The 15,117-nt window shown below is 45.8% G+C and carries 30 protein-coding genes; all 30 read right to left on the minus strand.

Going from position 1 to position 15,117, the window contains the following annotated elements:
* Window positions 1-316: 316 nt before the first annotated feature.
* Window positions 317-847: a 50S ribosomal protein L17 gene (gene rplQ / locus FN808_RS18170; protein WP_142716047.1), complete on the minus strand. Its 531-nt coding sequence runs from the start codon at window positions 845-847 to the stop codon at window positions 317-319.
* 15 nt (window positions 848-862) lie between these two features.
* On the minus strand, window positions 863-1,843 hold the full coding sequence (locus FN808_RS18175) for a DNA-directed RNA polymerase subunit alpha (RefSeq protein ID WP_142716048.1): 981 nt from the start codon (window positions 1,841-1,843) through the stop codon (window positions 863-865).
* 31 nt (window positions 1,844-1,874) lie between these two features.
* Window positions 1,875-2,480, minus strand: coding sequence for a 30S ribosomal protein S4 (rpsD, locus tag FN808_RS18180; protein WP_142716049.1), 606 nt, complete (start codon window positions 2,478-2,480; stop codon window positions 1,875-1,877).
* A 21-nt stretch (window positions 2,481-2,501) separates the two neighbouring features.
* Window positions 2,502-2,906, minus strand: a complete 405-nt coding sequence (gene rpsK, locus FN808_RS18185) for a 30S ribosomal protein S11 (RefSeq protein WP_142716050.1) — start codon at window positions 2,904-2,906, stop codon at window positions 2,502-2,504.
* A gap of 17 nt (window positions 2,907-2,923) precedes the next feature.
* Window positions 2,924-3,304: a 30S ribosomal protein S13 gene (gene rpsM, locus FN808_RS18190; protein WP_142716051.1), complete on the minus strand. Its 381-nt coding sequence runs from the start codon at window positions 3,302-3,304 to the stop codon at window positions 2,924-2,926.
* Window positions 3,305-3,321: 17 nt separating this feature from the next.
* Entirely contained in the window at window positions 3,322-3,438 is a 117-nt protein-coding gene (gene rpmJ / locus FN808_RS18195; protein ID WP_142716052.1) for a 50S ribosomal protein L36, read from the minus strand.
* 28 nt (window positions 3,439-3,466) lie between these two features.
* Window positions 3,467-3,685 carry a translation initiation factor IF-1 gene (infA, locus tag FN808_RS18200; RefSeq protein WP_073068622.1) on the minus strand — a complete coding sequence of 73 codons (219 nt, stop codon included), beginning with the start codon at window positions 3,683-3,685 and terminating at the stop codon, window positions 3,467-3,469.
* A 1-nt stretch (window position 3,686) separates the two neighbouring features.
* Window positions 3,687-4,493 (minus strand): type I methionyl aminopeptidase, encoded by an 807-nt coding sequence (map, locus tag FN808_RS18205; RefSeq protein ID WP_142716053.1) that lies wholly within the window; start codon window positions 4,491-4,493, stop codon window positions 3,687-3,689.
* Complete coding sequence (gene secY, locus FN808_RS18210; protein ID WP_142716054.1) at window positions 4,490-5,800, minus strand: preprotein translocase subunit SecY; 1,311 nt, start codon at window positions 5,798-5,800, stop codon at window positions 4,490-4,492. Before secY ends, map begins: the two co-directional genes overlap by 4 nt.
* A gap of 17 nt (window positions 5,801-5,817) precedes the next feature.
* A complete protein-coding gene (gene rplO, locus FN808_RS18215; protein WP_142716055.1) occupies window positions 5,818-6,279 on the minus strand; it encodes a 50S ribosomal protein L15 in 462 nt (153 codons plus the stop codon).
* A gap of 34 nt (window positions 6,280-6,313) precedes the next feature.
* Window positions 6,314-6,838, minus strand: a complete 525-nt coding sequence (gene rpsE, locus FN808_RS18220; protein ID WP_142716056.1) for a 30S ribosomal protein S5 — start codon at window positions 6,836-6,838, stop codon at window positions 6,314-6,316.
* Window positions 6,839-6,849: 11 nt separating this feature from the next.
* Window positions 6,850-7,218: a 50S ribosomal protein L18 gene (gene rplR / locus FN808_RS18225; RefSeq protein ID WP_142716057.1), complete on the minus strand. Its 369-nt coding sequence runs from the start codon at window positions 7,216-7,218 to the stop codon at window positions 6,850-6,852.
* Between the two features lie 14 nt (window positions 7,219-7,232).
* Entirely contained in the window at window positions 7,233-7,790 is a 558-nt protein-coding gene (gene rplF / locus FN808_RS18230; protein WP_142716058.1) for a 50S ribosomal protein L6, read from the minus strand.
* A gap of 18 nt (window positions 7,791-7,808) precedes the next feature.
* Window positions 7,809-8,201 carry a 30S ribosomal protein S8 gene (rpsH, locus tag FN808_RS18235; protein ID WP_142716059.1) on the minus strand — a complete coding sequence of 131 codons (393 nt, stop codon included), beginning with the start codon at window positions 8,199-8,201 and terminating at the stop codon, window positions 7,809-7,811.
* 20 nt (window positions 8,202-8,221) lie between these two features.
* Window positions 8,222-8,491, minus strand: coding sequence for a 30S ribosomal protein S14 (gene rpsN, locus FN808_RS18240; protein WP_142716060.1), 270 nt, complete (start codon window positions 8,489-8,491; stop codon window positions 8,222-8,224).
* 23 nt (window positions 8,492-8,514) lie between these two features.
* Window positions 8,515-9,066: a 50S ribosomal protein L5 gene (gene rplE, locus FN808_RS18245; protein ID WP_142716061.1), complete on the minus strand. Its 552-nt coding sequence runs from the start codon at window positions 9,064-9,066 to the stop codon at window positions 8,515-8,517.
* Between the two features lie 14 nt (window positions 9,067-9,080).
* Window positions 9,081-9,434: a 50S ribosomal protein L24 gene (gene rplX / locus FN808_RS18250; RefSeq protein WP_142716062.1), complete on the minus strand. Its 354-nt coding sequence runs from the start codon at window positions 9,432-9,434 to the stop codon at window positions 9,081-9,083.
* A gap of 13 nt (window positions 9,435-9,447) precedes the next feature.
* Window positions 9,448-9,816, minus strand: coding sequence for a 50S ribosomal protein L14 (rplN, locus tag FN808_RS18255; RefSeq protein ID WP_142716063.1), 369 nt, complete (start codon window positions 9,814-9,816; stop codon window positions 9,448-9,450).
* Window positions 9,817-9,833: 17 nt separating this feature from the next.
* Entirely contained in the window at window positions 9,834-10,097 is a 264-nt protein-coding gene (rpsQ, locus tag FN808_RS18260; protein ID WP_142716064.1) for a 30S ribosomal protein S17, read from the minus strand.
* A gap of 7 nt (window positions 10,098-10,104) precedes the next feature.
* Window positions 10,105-10,308, minus strand: a complete 204-nt coding sequence (gene rpmC / locus FN808_RS18265; RefSeq protein ID WP_142716065.1) for a 50S ribosomal protein L29 — start codon at window positions 10,306-10,308, stop codon at window positions 10,105-10,107.
* 24 nt (window positions 10,309-10,332) lie between these two features.
* Entirely contained in the window at window positions 10,333-10,755 is a 423-nt protein-coding gene (gene rplP / locus FN808_RS18270; protein WP_142716066.1) for a 50S ribosomal protein L16, read from the minus strand.
* A gap of 19 nt (window positions 10,756-10,774) precedes the next feature.
* Window positions 10,775-11,509, minus strand: a complete 735-nt coding sequence (rpsC, locus tag FN808_RS18275; protein WP_142716067.1) for a 30S ribosomal protein S3 — start codon at window positions 11,507-11,509, stop codon at window positions 10,775-10,777.
* A gap of 14 nt (window positions 11,510-11,523) precedes the next feature.
* Window positions 11,524-11,898, minus strand: a complete 375-nt coding sequence (gene rplV, locus FN808_RS18280) for a 50S ribosomal protein L22 (protein ID WP_142716068.1) — start codon at window positions 11,896-11,898, stop codon at window positions 11,524-11,526.
* Window positions 11,899-11,904: 6 nt separating this feature from the next.
* A complete protein-coding gene (gene rpsS, locus FN808_RS18285) occupies window positions 11,905-12,195 on the minus strand; it encodes a 30S ribosomal protein S19 (protein WP_142716069.1) in 291 nt (96 codons plus the stop codon).
* 6 nt (window positions 12,196-12,201) lie between these two features.
* Window positions 12,202-13,041, minus strand: coding sequence for a 50S ribosomal protein L2 (rplB, locus tag FN808_RS18290; protein ID WP_142716070.1), 840 nt, complete (start codon window positions 13,039-13,041; stop codon window positions 12,202-12,204).
* A 14-nt stretch (window positions 13,042-13,055) separates the two neighbouring features.
* Complete coding sequence (gene rplW / locus FN808_RS18295; protein ID WP_142716071.1) at window positions 13,056-13,346, minus strand: 50S ribosomal protein L23; 291 nt, start codon at window positions 13,344-13,346, stop codon at window positions 13,056-13,058.
* Window positions 13,343-13,990: a 50S ribosomal protein L4 gene (rplD, locus tag FN808_RS18300; RefSeq protein WP_142716072.1), complete on the minus strand. Its 648-nt coding sequence runs from the start codon at window positions 13,988-13,990 to the stop codon at window positions 13,343-13,345. The genes rplW and rplD overlap by 4 nt, the downstream gene beginning before the upstream one ends.
* 10 nt (window positions 13,991-14,000) lie before the next feature.
* On the minus strand, window positions 14,001-14,630 hold the full coding sequence (gene rplC / locus FN808_RS18305) for a 50S ribosomal protein L3 (RefSeq protein ID WP_142716073.1): 630 nt from the start codon (window positions 14,628-14,630) through the stop codon (window positions 14,001-14,003).
* A gap of 19 nt (window positions 14,631-14,649) precedes the next feature.
* Complete coding sequence (gene rpsJ, locus FN808_RS18310; RefSeq protein WP_073068579.1) at window positions 14,650-14,961, minus strand: 30S ribosomal protein S10; 312 nt, start codon at window positions 14,959-14,961, stop codon at window positions 14,650-14,652.
* Window positions 14,962-15,021: 60 nt separating this feature from the next.
* On the minus strand, window positions 15,022-15,117 hold a 96-nt coding region (locus FN808_RS18315; protein ID WP_142715988.1), incomplete at its 5' end, for an EF-Tu C-terminal domain-related protein.

A 15,117-nucleotide genomic window follows, 5' to 3' on the forward strand; every position in this document is an offset into this window, starting at 1 on the left:
CGATGTCTTCTCTTATCTGGGCAGCCTCCCGGCCGCCCGACAAGGGCTCGACGTGCGATCGTCTGTATATTCTTTCAGTATTTTTAAAGAACAAATTTTTGCTGCTCATTCTCTCGAGCAGACTTCAAAGATAAGACATTTATCTTATCTAAGTCAACAAAAAATTATTATTTCCTAAATCCTGCTGACCTTTTGTTTCGAAGCGATGCAATGATAAGAAGTTATAAGGACTATTCCAAATATTATATTAGATTTAATGATATAAATTGGAATAACTCTTTTCTCGTACGGCACCGCGCTTATCGACAAAGAAGAATTACTCTTCTTCAGTGTTACCGCCGGATGATTCTTCCACGTCAGCAGCTTCTTCATTGCTGCTGGCTGCCGCTTTCGCCTTATCATCGCTGTTTCCTCCAGAAGAGGTGCTTTTGCTAGACTTGCCAGCCCGGCGTGTGCGCTTCTTCTTATGGCTATCCTCGGGCTTGATATCGTTATAATCAACCAGCTCGATAACAGCCATCTTGGCACCGTCACCGGGGCGGTTCCCGACCTTGATAACACGGGTATATCCTCCCGGTCTATCCATTGCCTTCTGGGCAACTTCATTAAAAAGATGAGACACCACCTTCTTATTCTGTAATTTTGAAAAGACCTGGCGTCTGTTATGTGTGGTATCCTCTTTGGCCTTCGTAATGATTGGCTCTACATAGGTTCGAAGCTCTTTGGCCTTCGCCTCCGTAGTAACGATTCTGTGCTCCCTGAGTAGGGCCACCGAAAGTGCATTAAGAGTCGCCTTTCGATGCGAGGGCGTTCTGCCTAGTTTTCTTCCTTTAACTAAATGACGCATTGCTTTGTAATAGCTTTATGAGTTATCTAAATACTTACTTACATCCATGCCAAAGTGAAGATCTTTACCTTCAATCACTTCAACAAGTTCAGCCAACGATTTTTTACCAAAGTTTCGAAACTTCAGCAGATCCTGTTCATCCCGGGTAACCAGTTCTCCGATCGTATTTATGTTGGCCGACTTCAGGCAGTTATAGGATCGAACGCTTAAATTCAGATCTTCAATGCTTGTTTTCAGCAGATTCTTTATCCGCTGTTTTTCTGCATCTACCTCTTCTTCCTCCTGCGTGAAGGGTTCGTCAATTTCCTCGGTGATGAACTTCTCTATGTGCTCTTTCAAAATCTTACCAGCAATGGTAAGCGCTTCCTTGGAGTTAATAGAGCCATCCGTGGTTATATCCATGACCAGCTTTTCATAGTCCGTATGCTGGCCTACCCGGACATTTTCAACATCAAACTGAACCTGTTTTATTGGGGTGTAGATAGCATCAATGGGGATCAGGTTAACATCCTCGGAGGTATCCACATTCTGCTCTTCCGCCGGAACATATCCCCGGCCGCGTCCCAGGCGTAGTTCAATCTCCAGATCCGCATCATCGGAGAGCGTGGCAATCAGTAAATCAGGGTTCAAAACCTCATAGTCGGCCGTAGCTTCATTAATATCGGCCGCAGTAAGTTTGCCTTCCCCTGATTTGGAGATATGAACCACTCCGCTACTCTGCTCTACCTGTTCAAACCGTACTTCCTTCAGGTTGAGGATAATTTCATACACATCCTCCTTAACGCCTTTAATGCTGGAGTACTCATGCTCTACTCCTTCGATCTTAATGGCATTGATGGCGATTCCCGGCAGGGAAGACAACAGAATACGACGGAATGAATTACCAACCGTTACGCCAAATCCCCGCTCTAAAGGTTGCAGAATAAAGGTTCCAAAGGTATCGGTGGCCTCTTTAACATCAAGAGGTTCAGGCATTTGTATGCTGTAGTTGCTCATAATAGAAGCGTTATCGCACTAAATGTTAAAATTACTTAGAGTAAAGCTCAACAATAAGCTGAACATCAATATTTTCAGGAATTTCCTCAATATCAGGCATATTCAAAAACTTTCCCGACATTTCATTTTTGTCAATCTCCACCCATTTGTACTTCCGGGTGGGGGCGTGCTGGAGTGAATCATTGATGACCTCCAGATTTTTCGACTTGGGTCGAACACTTACAACATCGCCTGGTTTAAGCTGGTAGGATGGAATATTGACCACCTGTCCATTCACCACGATATGTTTGTGGCTAACCAGTTGACGAGCCTGACGTCGTGTCCGTGCAAGACCAAGACGATAAACGGTATTATCCAATCGGCTCTCCAGAAACTGGAGCAATATTTCGCCGGTAACACCGGTTTTGGCGTTGGCCTTGTCAAATAAATTCGAGAACTGCCGCTCCAGCAGGCCATACGTATATTTTGCCTTCTGCTTTTCTTCCAGCTGAATAGCATACTCAGACTTTCGTGAATAGCGGGATCGGCCATGCTGCCCCGGTCCGTAAGGTTTACGTTCCAGTGCTTTACTGGGACCAAAAATCGGTTCCCGAAATCGTCTTGCCTTTTTTTGTTTTGGACCTCTGTATCTTGCCATAATAAATACTAACTTTCTACTTTATACTCTTCGTCGTTTAGGCGGCCTGCAACCGTTGTGTGGTATAGGGGTACGATCTTTGATAGACGTAACCTCAAGTCCACTGGATGCCAACGCACGTACTGCAGCTTCTCTTCCGGAGCCGGGTCCTTTTACAAATACTTCCACCCGTCGCAACCCCATCTCATGGGCAGTTGTTGCTGCTGTTTCTGCACTCAGTTGAGCTGCATAGGGCGTATTCTTCCGGGATCCTTTGAACCCTTCCTTCCCAGCCGATGACCAGGAGATAGCATTTCCGTCAGCATCTGTGACGGTAACCAGAATGTTGTTGAAGGTGGCTTTAATGAAAACCATTCCATTCGGGTCTGATAGCTGCTTTCTTTTCTTCCGTTTCTTGGCCGGAGATCGTCGTTTTTTCTTTGCCATTTATCGTCTTACTTTATTTATTTTCTCGGAGCTGTTTTCTTACCTGCTACTGTACGCCGCTTTCCTTTGCGGGTACGGGCATTCGTCTGGGTATTTTGTCCGCGAACCGGCAATCCTTTTCGATGCCGTGTACCGCGATACGAACCAATCTCAATTAGGCGACGAATATTAGCTTTCACTTCGCTTCGCAAGTTACCTTCAACGGTATATTCGCTGTCGATCTTGGATCGAAGTTTGGACACCTGTTCATCCGTCCAGTCCTTCACCTTGATATTGCGATCTATATCCAGCTCATCAAGTATTTCCTGAGCAGTAGACCGGCCAATACCAAACACATAGGTTAAACCTATTTCGCCTCGCTTCTCTTTCGGTAAGTCAATTCCAGCAATTCTTGCCATAAAACTATACAGATTTATTATCCTTGCCGTTGTTTGTGGCGTGGATTTTTCTTGTTAATTACATATACACGACCATTGCGTCGTACAATTTTGTCGTCAGAACTTCTTTTTTTAACTGAAGATCGAGTCTTCATAATAAGGTAAACTCTTTTTAATTAGAATTTATTTATATCGATACGTAATACGTCCCTTACTCAGATCGTAAGGAGACATCTCCACGGCGACACGATCGCCGGGAAGTATTTTGATGTAGTACATTCTCATCTTTCCTGAAACATGAGCCAAAATCTCATGTCCATTGTCAAGTTCGACGCGAAATTGTGCGTTCGGTAACGCTTCAATAATTTCGCCGTCTTGCTTAATAGGCTCTTCTTTAGCCATCTCAAATATCTGCGTTTATTCGGTTTTTTGTTATCTCTCTAATATAATCAAAAGTACTTAGAATTTCAGCCTTTCCTTCGCGTACAACAATATCATGCTCATAATGGGCAGCATTCTTCTTATCTGCCGTTATGACGGTCCAGCCATCCTCCAGTGTTTGCACCTGGAAAGTACCCATGGTAATCATCGGTTCTATGGCGAGGGTCATTCCGGAACGCAACCGTTTCCCTCGGCCTGGTTTACCAAAATTGGGTACAGAGGGATCTTCGTGCAGCGATTTTCCCAATCCGTGACCCACCAGGTCGCGGACCACGCCGAACCCTTTGTTTTCACAGTGCAGCTGCACGGCGTGCGAAATATCACCGATTTTGTTACCGTGCACCGCTTGGTCAATTCCTTTATAGAGCGATTCAAGCGTCGTTCTCAATAAGTCAATAGTTTGCGTATCACACTCACCAACGGCGAAGGTATACGCATGGTCACCAAAATATCCATCCTTTTCGACGCCACAGTCTATAGAAACAATATCTCCTTCCTGGAGTTCCCGAGAGTCGCTTGGAATTCCATGCACCACCTCTTCATTGATGGAAATACACAGCGTACCGGGAAATTCATTTCCTTTCGGTCCATACCCTTTGAAAGCTGGATGTGCATTGTTTTTCTGAATAAATTCTTCAGCAATCCTATCCAACTTTGCTGTTGTAACTCCCGGTTCAATATACTTGGCAACTTCTGCCAGAGTCTGGGAAACGAGCTGCGCACTGACGCGCATTTTTTCAATTTCCGATTCGCTCTTTAAAAAGATCATCCCGCTCTGCGACGCCCTTTCATTTTACCGGTTTTCATAAATCCATCGTAATGACGCATCATCAGATGACTTTCAATTTGCTGCAGGGTATCGATTGCAACGCCCACAATAATCAACAAGCTCGTTCCGCCGTAGAACATCGCAAATCCGGGATTAACACCCAGCCGGGCTGCAAATGCCGGCAGGATGGCAATAAAGCCCAGGAAAATTGCTCCAGGGAGCGTGACTTTCGTCAGGATGTTGTCGATAAACTCAACGGTCTGGTTGCCCGGTCGAATACCCGGAATAAATCCGCCCTGCCGCTTCATGGTGTCAGCCATTTCGCGCGGGTTAACAGAGATAGCCGTATAGAAATAAGTAAAGAACACACATATAATAAAGAACACAATCGAGTAGGTAATGCCGGTAAAGTCAGAAGACCAGGCAGTCAGCATCTGTACCGTTGCATTGTCCGGGAAAAAAGTTCCAATGGTGCTGGGAATAAACATAATGGACTGGGCAAAGATAATCGGCATTACCCCGGCAGCATTCACCTTGAGCGGTAGATATTGTGTAGTACCTCCATAGACCTTGCGTCCCACTACACGCTTGGCATACTGCACCGGAATCTTCCGAACGCCCTGTGTAAGCAGCACACAAAAGGCGATCACCAATATTAAAGCAGCAATTTCTACAATAACGATAATCGCATTGGCTGATGTTGTAATCTCATTAATGAGCGTCGCCGGAAGCCGTGCGATAATTCCGATCATAATCAAAATGGAAATACCATTTCCTATACCGCGATCGGTAATGCGCTCTCCCAGCCACATCACAAAAGTGGTTCCAGCAGTCAGTACAATAACGGATGTAATAACGAAGGTAAAATTGCTGACAATAATGGCATTGGGCGAAGTTGCCATCAGGTTGATTGCAAAACCGATAGCCTGTACAGCCGTGATTCCAACCGTACCATAGCGCGTTAGTCGATTGATCTTTCTTCTACCCTCTTCCCCCTCACGCTGGAGTTTCTGAAAATAGGGAACAACCGCCCCCATCAGCTGAATGATAATAGCGGCTGTAATATACGGCATGATACCCAGTGCAAATACACCGGCACGCGAAAAGGCCCCTCCCACAAACATATCAAAAAGGCCAAGCAAGCTGGAGGCATTGCCGGTGTTCTGTACAAGGGCACTGGCATCAACGCCCGGAAGTGTAACATAACTCCCGATGCGATAGATCATCAGTATACCAACGACATAGAGGATGCGGTTTTTCAGCTCCTCGATTTTAAATATGTTGCGAAAGTTTTCAACTAAACTCATTCAGAAAAGAGACTATATTAATTCTCAACAAATGTTACCGTTCCACCGGCATCTTCAACCTTCTTCTGGGCGGATTTACTGGCTTTGTGCACCTCAATTTCAATGGAGGTTTCAATCTCGCCATCGCCAAGAAGTTTCACAAGTTCTCCCTTTCCGGCCAGTCCTGCTTCGACCAGGTCATCCAGGCTTATTGTATTATCCGAAAGTTTACCTGCCTCCAGAAAAAGATCAATGGTTCCGACATTCACCGCAACATATTCCTTGCGGAAGGGATTGTTAAATCCCCATTTTGGTATGCGGCGCTGAAGGGGCATTTGTCCACCTTCAAACCAGAACCGCTCCTTGAAACCACTCCGGGCCCGCTGGCCATTATGTCCTTTTCCAACAGTATGGCTTCCACGTCCCGAACCCTGTCCACGGCCAATACGCTTGGCTTTTTTCTGATTTGGTTCAGGAGCTTTTAAATTGCTTAAATCCATTGTAATGTAACCGTCTTAAATTCCTAAAAATAAATTAGCCTTCAAACACTTTGTTCAGCGAAATTCCTCGCCGCTGGGCAACTTCAACCGGATCGGTCAGTCTCTTCAATCCATTGTAGGTTGCTTTAACCATATTGTGTGGATTCGAGGAACCGACAGATTTTGTCAAAATATTCTGCAACCCGGCGATATCGAGCAGCGCCTTCACAGGTCCGCCTGCAATCACACCGGTACCTTCCGATGCCGGCCGGAGCAGTACTTTTCCTGCCCCTTCCTTTCCGGTTATCGTGTGATAGATACTTCCGGTCTTTGTCATGGGCACCCGGATCAGGTTTTTCTTTGCATTATCAAAACCCTTTTGGATGGCATCGGAAACTTCATTCGCCTTTCCAAGGCCATGCCCTACCACACCATCTTTATTTCCTACTACTACAATGGCGTTAAAGCTAAATCTCCGGCCACCTTTTACAACCTTGGAAACCCGGTTGATATGCACGAGCTTTTCTTCAAGGTTTAAATTCTTAGGAGCTACGTTATGTCGTCTTCTTATTTTAGGCATAGTAATTCTATTTAAAAGTCTAATCCACCTTCTCGAGCACCTTCAGCAAGTGCCTTGATTACGCCGTGATACTTGTATCCGCTACGATCAAAAACAGCTTTATCAATTCCTTTGTCTTCAGCCAGCTGGGCCAGATGTTTACCCACAATTTCAGCTGACTCCTTCTTGGTTAATTCCCCGATCTCATCAGCCAGGGTTTCTGATTGAGTCGAAGCCGAGGCGAGCGTCTGCCCTGTCAGATCATCTACCAGACGGGCATAGACATGCTTGTTACTTTTATATACACTCAGTCGAGGTCGTTCTGCCGTACCGCGGATTGTGGACCGGATGCGACGGCGAATTTTATCTCGGCGTAACCGTTTTTTTGTTGTCTTATTCATGATAATAATTCTTATTAAGCTTTAGCAGCAGATTTACCAGCTTTTCTTCGAACCCACTCATCAACATAGCGGATGCCTTTTCCATTATAAGGCTCCGGCGGACGAAGGGATCGAATTTTAGCGGCGACCTGCCCAACCAATTCTTTGTTAATTCCGGAAACAATGATTGTCGGGTTTTTTCGCTTTTTGGTATCCACTTCGAGGTCAACCCCGTCAGGAGCTACAAAATAAATGGGATGTGAAAACCCAAGAGTCATTTCAAGTACACCATTGCTCAATGATGCCCGGTAACCGACTCCTCTGATTTCAAGCTCCTTCTTATAGCCTTCCGAAACCCCCTGAACCATATTTCCGATCAGGGATCGGTATAGGCCGTGAAGGGCACGCTGGCTCTTTTCTTCCGAGCTGCGGCTGACAATAAGTTCACCATCTTTCTTTTCAATAGTGATGCTTTCGTCTACTTTCAAGGTATCGCTTCCCTTCTCACCCTTGATTGTGACAACATTATCAGCATCAATACTGAATTCAATACCATCTTTTAATTCAATCGGCTGATTTCCGATACGAGACATAATTCTATTCTTTTATTTTTAATAAACAGAGCACAATACTTCGCCACCCACGTTAAGCTTGCGGGCTTCCTTGTCGGTCATGACGCCGCGAGAGGTTGACAGGATAACAATTCCCAGCCCGTTCAGAGCCCGAGGGATATTATTCGCCCCGCTATACTCCCGAAGACCAGGCTTGGAGCGCCGTTTCATCTTCTTGATAACAGGATGACCGTAGGCATCATACTTAAGAAACAGGCGGAGCATACCCTGCTTGCCATCGTCGATATTGATATATTTGTTGATATATCCTTTATCTAAGAGAATTTTCGTCATGGCACGCTTCAGCTTTGATGCCGGAATATCAACGCGTCGATGTCCGGCCCGCTGAGCGTTACGAATTCGTGTTAAATAATCTGAAATTGGATCAAACATAAAAGGTCTTCGTTAGATTGTTACCAGCTTGCCTTTCGAATTCCGGGAATTTTCCCATCAAGAGCAAGTTCTCGAAATTTAATACGTGAGATACCATATTTCCGAATGTATCCGCGGGATCGGCCCGTCAGGCTACACCGGTTGTTCAAGCGTGTGGGACTGGCATCACGGGGAAGCTTCTGAAGCTCTTCCCACTTGCCTTCTTCCTTAAGCTTTTTACGCTTCTCGGCGTATTTTTCTACCGTTCGTCTTCTTTTCTTATTGCGTGCTATCCAAGCTGCTTTTGCCATAATATTAGTAGTGCTTGTGTAAATTAATTTCGTTTCTGGAATGGCATTCCAAATGCTTTCAACAGGGCGTACGCTTCCTCATCGGTTTCTGCACTCGTAACAAAAGTTATATCCAGTCCGTGGATCTCATCAACCTCCTCGGTGTTAATTTCCGGGAAGATCGTATGTTCCTTGATTCCGAGCGAATAATTTCCGCGTCCGTCAAAACTCTTATCCGGAATGCCCTGAAAGTCGCGGGATCGAGGCAGCGCAAGGTTAATCAACCGATCCAGAAATTCATACATTTGCTTCTTACGCAGTGTTACCTTGCAGCCGATAGGCAGTCCCTCCCTCGTCTTGAAATTCGAGATGGATTTTTTTGCCTTTGTGGTCACCGGATGCTGACCGGAGATCTTAGCGACATTTTCAACTACGGTGTCAAGACGTTTCTCATTTTCTACAGCCTCGCCCACGCCACAGTTAATAACTATCTTCTTGAGTTTGGGAACAGCCATGATGTTGTCATAGTCGAACTGTTCGTTCAGCTTTGATATAATATCGTTTTTGTAGTCAGTATAAAGTCTTGCTTCAGCCATTCTTCAATTACTTCTTATTTATCAATAATCTCGCCACTTTTCTTGGCATAGCGGACCCACCGGCCTCCGCCTTCCTCTTCAATGCGTTTGCGGCCGATACGTGTCGGCTCACCGGTGGATGGATCAATTACCATTACATTGGATATATGAACGGGTACTTCGCGTTCAATGCGACCGCCCTGGGGATTTTCCTGGGTCGGCTTGTCGTGGTGTACTCTCATGTTAATGCCTTCCACCAATACACGTTCTTTAGCCGGGAAGACAGCCAATACGCGGCCTTCCTTGCCTTTTTCATTACCAGCAATAACTTTGACATCATCGCCTTTTTTGACATGTAATTTTTTCTGTCTGTTCTTCGTACGTGGCATAATAAATTCTGTTTTAAAGCACTTCTGGTGCAAGTGATACGATGCGCATATAATTTCTTTCTCGCAATTCTCGTGCAACCGGTCCGAAAATACGGGTTCCAATCGGTTCGCTTTCGTTGTTGATGATAACAGCAGCATTCTCATCAAAGCGGATGTAACTGCCGTCATTTCTGCGAATCTCCTTTTTGGTCCGCACGACTACTGCATTGACCACTTCCCCCTTTTTTACATTACCACCGGGAATGGCGGTTTTAACAGAGCAGGAAATCAGATCGCCAATGCGGGCATACCGGCGCTTGGAGTCACCCAGGACTTTAATACACTGAAGTTCTCGGGCACCACTGTTGTCGGCAACTTTTAGTTTTGTTTGAGCTTGTACCATTGCTAATTCTTTATCCGTTATTTTGCACGTTCAATAATTTTCACAAGGCGCCAAGTTTTTCGCTTGGAAAGCGGGCGGGTGGACATGATTTTAACAATATCCCCCTCATTGGCTTCATTACTTTCGTCATGCGCCATGTACTTGGTCGTCTTTGTAATAAATTTACCATAAATCGCGTGTTTCACTTGTCGATCTACAGCTACAGTAATGGTTTTATCCATTCTGTTGCTAACCACGCGACCGGTTCGTTCTCTTCGTTGTACTCGTTCAGTTTGTGCCATAATTCAGCTATTCAGCACCTTCTTGTTCTTTTTCAGTAATAATCGTGTGCAGACGAGCAATCTCTCGCCGTGTCATCGGTACGCGGGCAGGGTTTTCCAACTGTCCTGCTATAGCCCGATTGAATGTCATATCCTGCAACGCTTGCTTTTCGTCCTCAAGCCGTGCTTTGAGTTCCGTAATCGTAAGTTCTCTAAGTTCGTGTGCTTTCATGCGTATTCAATAATTCCTTTGAAATTAAGGTCCGTCATAGTCGCGACGAACAATAAATTTCGTTTTAATGGGAAGTTTGTAGTCGGCCCGGCGCATTGCCTCTCGAGCTAATTCCAAAGGTACACCGGCCACTTCGAATAAAATTCTTCCTGGTTTAACCACCGCCACATATTCTTCAACAGCACCTTTACCTTTACCCATCCTGGTTTCTGCAGGCTGTGAAGTCTTGGGCATATCAGGAAAAATACGAATCCAGGTCTGTCCATCACGCTGCAACTGACGGGCAATTGCAATCCGACATGATTCAATCTGTCGGGAAGTGATGTATTTAGGCTCCATGGCCTTCAGACCAAAATCGCCATAGGCTAATGTATGACCTCGCTGAGCCGTACCTTCCAGGCTTCTTCGATGCTGACGACGGCGTTTTACGCGTTTTGGTTCAAGCATGATTTATCGGTTTACAGTATTAGTTGCTTCGATTTCTTCGTTTTCTGCGCGAACGACGTTTTCCACCACGACGTCCCTTGGAGTCATCCTTCTGCTGGCTGTGAGCATCCCCCGGAGTAAGTTCAATATCACCAAGCACTTCCCCCTTGAAGATCCAAACCGTCACACCAATAGATCCATAAATGGTATTGGCGGTTGTATTGTTGTAGTCGATATCCGCCCGCAGGGTATGCAGGGGAACACGGCCTTCACGATACTGTTCGGTACGTGCCATTTCAGATCCACCCAGACGACCGGCACATCGGATTTTAATCCCCTCTGCCCCCATTCGCATAGCAGATGAAATTGCCGTCTTCATCGCACGGCGGAAGGATATTCGTGCTTCCAGCTGCTGTGCTATATTCTGTGCAACCAGGCTGGCATCGGTTTCCGGCCGTTTGATCTCGCTTACATTAATCTGTACTTCCTTGCTGGTGATTTTCCTCAACTCTTCACGGAGCAGTTCAATCTGCTCGCCCCCCTTACCAATAATAACACCAGGGCGGCTTGTTTTGAGTGTAAGAAGTATGCGTTTAGGAGTACGTTCAATGATGACACGTGACAATCCGCCATTTTGAAGACGCGTGTGCAAATACTCACGCAGCTTCGTGTCTTCATAAAGTATTTCGGGTTCATTCTCTTCGGAATACCAGTTGGAATCCCAACCTCGAATGATACCGAGTCTTAAACCTACTGGATGTGATTTCTGTCCCAAGGTATTGTCGTTTATTAATTAACTAATTCTTCTTCTTTTTTTGCCACAGTTACATTGATGTGACAGGTGCGCTTGCGAATCTGGTGGGCACGTCCCATGGGTGCCGGTTGAATTCGCTTCAGGGTCGCTCCCTCGTTCACGAAAATTTCCTTAATGTATAAATCCTCGTTATCAAGTCGTGCTTCCTGAAATTTATCGCGAATATTTGCGGCCGCAGACTTGATTACTTTGGCCACATAAGGAGCCGAAGCCTTATTCGTAAACTCAAGTCGTTTAAGGGCTTTGGCAACATTTTCTCCACGTACTGCATCAGCTACCAGGCGTACCTTTCGTGGCGCCTTTCGCAAATGTTTCTGAATCGCTCGTGCTTCAAATTTTTCTTCAGCCATAATGTATTACGGTTTTCGGGGTGCTTCTCGGGTTCTACTCTTTTCGGGGTGACCACGGAATGTTCTGGTGGGTGCAAATTCACCCAGCTTGTGACCAACCATATCTTCAGTGATAAATACCGGGATAAACTGCTTCCCGTTATGAACGGCAATCGTTAGCCCCACAAAATCCGGTGTAACCATAGAGCTACGCGACCAGGTTTTGATGACATTCTTCTTACCGCTTTCATTCATTGCATTGATCTTACGCTTTAACTTGTAATATACGTAAGGTCCTTTTCTGAGCGATCTTGGCATAACTAATTACTTTTTAGACTTTTTACGACTTCGGACGATGTAGCGATCCGAAAGCTTCTTGCGTTTTCTTGTCTTCAATCCTTTTGAGGATTGGCCCCATGGTGAGCGTGGATGGCCACCGGAGGCTTTACCTTCACCACCGCCCATCGGGTGATCGATCGGGTTCATGGCAACACCGCGTGTTTGAGGTCGCTTTCCTTTCCAGCGATTTCGACCGGCTTTGCCAATGGTGGTATTGAAATGGTCTGGATTACTGGTGGTTCCTACCGTGGCAAAACAGCTTCCCAGAATCATTCGCACTTCACCGGATGGAAGTTTTACCGTCACATATTTATCCGTTTTTGCTACCATCTGTGCCACCGTTCCTGCACTTCGGCAAAGCTGAGCTCCTTTACCGGGATTCATTTCAATATTATGAATAAAGGTGCCCGGCGGCATGTTGCGCATGGGCATAGCATTGCCCGGATCCGGCTCTATGGCGGAATTGCTGCTGATGATTGTATCACCAACGGTCAACTTGTCTGGTGCAATGATATACCGCTTTTCACCGTCGGCATAGGCAACAAGAGCAATGCGTGCCGACCGGTTCGGATCATATTCAATAGTTTGAACCTTGGCAGGAATATCATATTTATTCCGCTTGAAATCGATCGTTCGGTAACGGCGCTTGTGTCCGCCTCCGCGATGACGGGAAGTCATTCGGCCCTGTCGGTTACGCCCACCTGACTGATCCTTGCCTTTGAGCAGACGTTTTACCTTCGGCTTGCTAACCGTTACGTCATCAAATTTTGGCGCAGTACGGTGCCGCGATCCGGGTGTTGTTGGTTTTAGTTTCTTCGTAGCCATTGAACTAATTCTTTCTAAATTTCACTAAAGAAGTCTATTTCACCTTCCTTGAGCGTTACAATTGCTTTTTTCCAAACTTTGGCCCGCCCTTCGATGTAACCGCTTTGTGTAAACCGGCCTTTGGGTTTGGAAGGCATAATCATCGTGTTGACCTTCCCCACTTTCACGTCGGGATACCGTTCCTGAACTGCCTTCTTGATATCCGGCTTGGTCGCATATTTGTCAACCTTGAATGCGTATTTACCTTCCGCCTGAAGTCGGGTTAACTTTTCAGTAATTAATGGTTTTTTCAATACTTCACTCATGCTTCAACCTCCTCAACGGGTTCAATAGATCCTTGTAAAACATCAACAGCGCTTTGCTGAACGAGAATCACATCTGCATCCAGAATCTGGTATGTTGTCGGCTTATTCGCCTCCAACACAGATATATTCGGGATATTGCGAGCAGATTTATAGATAATCTTGTCGGTTTCCGCTGTCAATATGAGCACTTTTTTATTTTCAATGCCCAATCCGTCCAAAATGTCAACAACTTTTCGCGTTTTTGGCTCATCAAAGCTGAAATCATTAACAACCTTAATAGCATCTTCGCCGGCCTTTAATGACAGGGCGGACTTGCGCGCGAGCTGTCGTGACTTTTTAGACATGCGGAAGGAATAATCGCGCGGTTTGGGACCGAATACGGTTCCACCGCCTTTTAACAAAGGCGATCGTATGGACCCGCGACGAGCCTGGCCCGTTCCTTTCTGGCGATAGGCCTTTCGTCCACCACCGCGAACTTCTCCACGTTCTTTTGTTTTGGCAGTTCCCTGCCGCTGATTCGCCATATATCGGCGAACATCTTCGTAGATAACGGTTTCATTGGGCTCAATGGCAAAAATACTTTCTGCCAATTCTGCCTGGTTACCGCTATCCTCACCTTCAACTGTGTAAATCGGAAGCTTCATTTCAATTTATCTATCGATTGTAAATTTCTACAAAACGTCCATTGGGACCGGGGACAGAACCGGTAACCATCATCAAATTCGACTCTGCAAAAATCTTTGCAACGGTCAAGTTCTTGATCTTGGTACGTTCATTCCCACTGCGTCCGGCCATCTTGATCCCCGGGAATACACGAGCGGGGTCAGAAGCCTGTCCAATAGATCCTGGGTGGCGTTGTCGGTTATGCTGGCCGTGTGTAGCTTCACCCACACCACTGAAATTATACCGCTTTACAACACCGGTAAATCCTTTTCCCTTGGTGATGCCAGCAACATCAACAGTGTCGCCCACATTAAAGATATCTTCAATATTAAGTTCATCACCGACATCAAAGCCTTCAGGGATGAAATCTCTGAATTCCTTAACATATTGTTTAGGCGTTGTACCAGCTTTTTCGAAATGACCCAGTACCGGCTTGGAGACATTCTTGGCCTTCTTGTCAAAAGAAGCAAGCTGCACCGCTTGGTAACCGTCGGTCTCTTCCGTCTTTATCTGTGTAATAACACATGGTTCCACTTCGATGACAGTTACCGCGTAGTTGCGGCCGTTGTCATCGAACACATTGGTCATTCCAACTTTTTTTCCTATTAAACCACTACTCATTGTTCAGTGATTGATAATGTTACACTTTAATTTCTACGTCCACACCAGAGGGCAGCTCCAGCTTCATCAATGCATCGACGGTTTGTGAACCGGTTGACAGAATATCGATCAAACGCTTGTGTGAGCGATATTCAAACTGTTCACGAGCCTTCTTATTTACATGAGGGCCTCTAAGTACCGTGATGATGTTCTTCTTCGTAGGCAGTGGTATCGGTCCAGACACCACTGCTCCTGTTGATTTTACTGTCTGAATTATTTTTTCAGCCGATTTATCGATCAGATTGTGATCGTACGACTTTAATTTAATTCGAATTTTTTGTTGTGTAGCCACAGCTTATGATCTTTCATTGAGCAGTGATGCCATCTCCATGATGGCATCACTCACCTATTTCTATTCAATAATTTCACTTACCACGCCGGCGCCCACCGTACGGCCGCCTTCGCGGATCGCAAAGCGAAGCCCCTCTTCCATGGCTACCGGCTGAAT

This window comes from Fodinibius sediminis, from assembly GCF_900182555.1.
Classification (GTDB): Bacteria; Bacteroidota; Rhodothermia; order Balneolales; family Balneolaceae; genus Fodinibius; species Fodinibius sediminis.

Coding starts and splice junctions, on each gene's coding strand:
- rplQ (WP_142716047.1), bottom strand. CDS start 847: ATGCGTCATTTAGTTAAAGGAAGAAAACTAGGCAGAACGCCCTCGCAT.
- FN808_RS18175 (WP_142716048.1), bottom strand. CDS start 1,843: ATGAGCAACTACAGCATACAAATGCCTGAACCTCTTGATGTTAAAGAG.
- rpsD (WP_142716049.1), bottom strand. CDS start 2,480: ATGGCAAGATACAGAGGTCCAAAACAAAAAAAGGCAAGACGATTTCGG.
- rpsK (WP_142716050.1), bottom strand. CDS start 2,906: ATGGCAAAGAAAAAACGACGATCTCCGGCCAAGAAACGGAAGAAAAGA.
- rpsM (WP_142716051.1), bottom strand. CDS start 3,304: ATGGCAAGAATTGCTGGAATTGACTTACCGAAAGAGAAGCGAGGCGAA.
- rpmJ (WP_142716052.1), bottom strand. CDS start 3,438: ATGAAGACTCGATCTTCAGTTAAAAAAAGAAGTTCTGACGACAAAATT.
- infA (WP_073068622.1), bottom strand. CDS start 3,685: ATGGCTAAAGAAGAGCCTATTAAGCAAGACGGCGAAATTATTGAAGCG.
- map (WP_142716053.1), bottom strand. CDS start 4,493: ATGATCTTTTTAAAGAGCGAATCGGAAATTGAAAAAATGCGCGTCAGT.
- secY (WP_142716054.1), bottom strand. CDS start 5,800: ATGAGTTTAGTTGAAAACTTTCGCAACATATTTAAAATCGAGGAGCTG.
- rplO (WP_142716055.1), bottom strand. CDS start 6,279: ATGGATTTAAGCAATTTAAAAGCTCCTGAACCAAATCAGAAAAAAGCC.
- rpsE (WP_142716056.1), bottom strand. CDS start 6,838: ATGCCTAAAATAAGAAGACGACATAACGTAGCTCCTAAGAATTTAAAC.
- rplR (WP_142716057.1), bottom strand. CDS start 7,218: ATGAATAAGACAACAAAAAAACGGTTACGCCGAGATAAAATTCGCCGT.
- rplF (WP_142716058.1), bottom strand. CDS start 7,790: ATGTCTCGTATCGGAAATCAGCCGATTGAATTAAAAGATGGTATTGAA.
- rpsH (WP_142716059.1), bottom strand. CDS start 8,201: ATGTTTGATCCAATTTCAGATTATTTAACACGAATTCGTAACGCTCAG.
- rpsN (WP_142716060.1), bottom strand. CDS start 8,491: ATGGCAAAAGCAGCTTGGATAGCACGCAATAAGAAAAGAAGACGAACG.
- rplE (WP_142716061.1), bottom strand. CDS start 9,066: ATGGCTGAAGCAAGACTTTATACTGACTACAAAAACGATATTATATCA.
- rplX (WP_142716062.1), bottom strand. CDS start 9,434: ATGCCACGTACGAAGAACAGACAGAAAAAATTACATGTCAAAAAAGGC.
- rplN (WP_142716063.1), bottom strand. CDS start 9,816: ATGGTACAAGCTCAAACAAAACTAAAAGTTGCCGACAACAGTGGTGCC.
- rpsQ (WP_142716064.1), bottom strand. CDS start 10,097: ATGGCACAAACTGAACGAGTACAACGAAGAGAACGAACCGGTCGCGTG.
- rpmC (WP_142716065.1), bottom strand. CDS start 10,308: ATGAAAGCACACGAACTTAGAGAACTTACGATTACGGAACTCAAAGCA.
- rplP (WP_142716066.1), bottom strand. CDS start 10,755: ATGCTTGAACCAAAACGCGTAAAACGCCGTCGTCAGCATCGAAGAAGC.
- rplV (WP_142716068.1), bottom strand. CDS start 11,898: ATGGCTGAAGAAAAATTTGAAGCACGAGCGATTCAGAAACATTTGCGA.
- rpsS (WP_142716069.1), bottom strand. CDS start 12,195: ATGCCAAGATCGCTCAGAAAAGGACCTTACGTATATTACAAGTTAAAG.
- rplB (WP_142716070.1), bottom strand. CDS start 13,041: ATGGCTACGAAGAAACTAAAACCAACAACACCCGGATCGCGGCACCGT.
- rplW (WP_142716071.1), bottom strand. CDS start 13,346: ATGAGTGAAGTATTGAAAAAACCATTAATTACTGAAAAGTTAACCCGA.
- rplD (WP_142716072.1), bottom strand. CDS start 13,990: ATGAAGCTTCCGATTTACACAGTTGAAGGTGAGGATAGCGGTAACCAG.
- rplC (WP_142716073.1), bottom strand. CDS start 14,630: ATGAGTAGTGGTTTAATAGGAAAAAAAGTTGGAATGACCAATGTGTTC.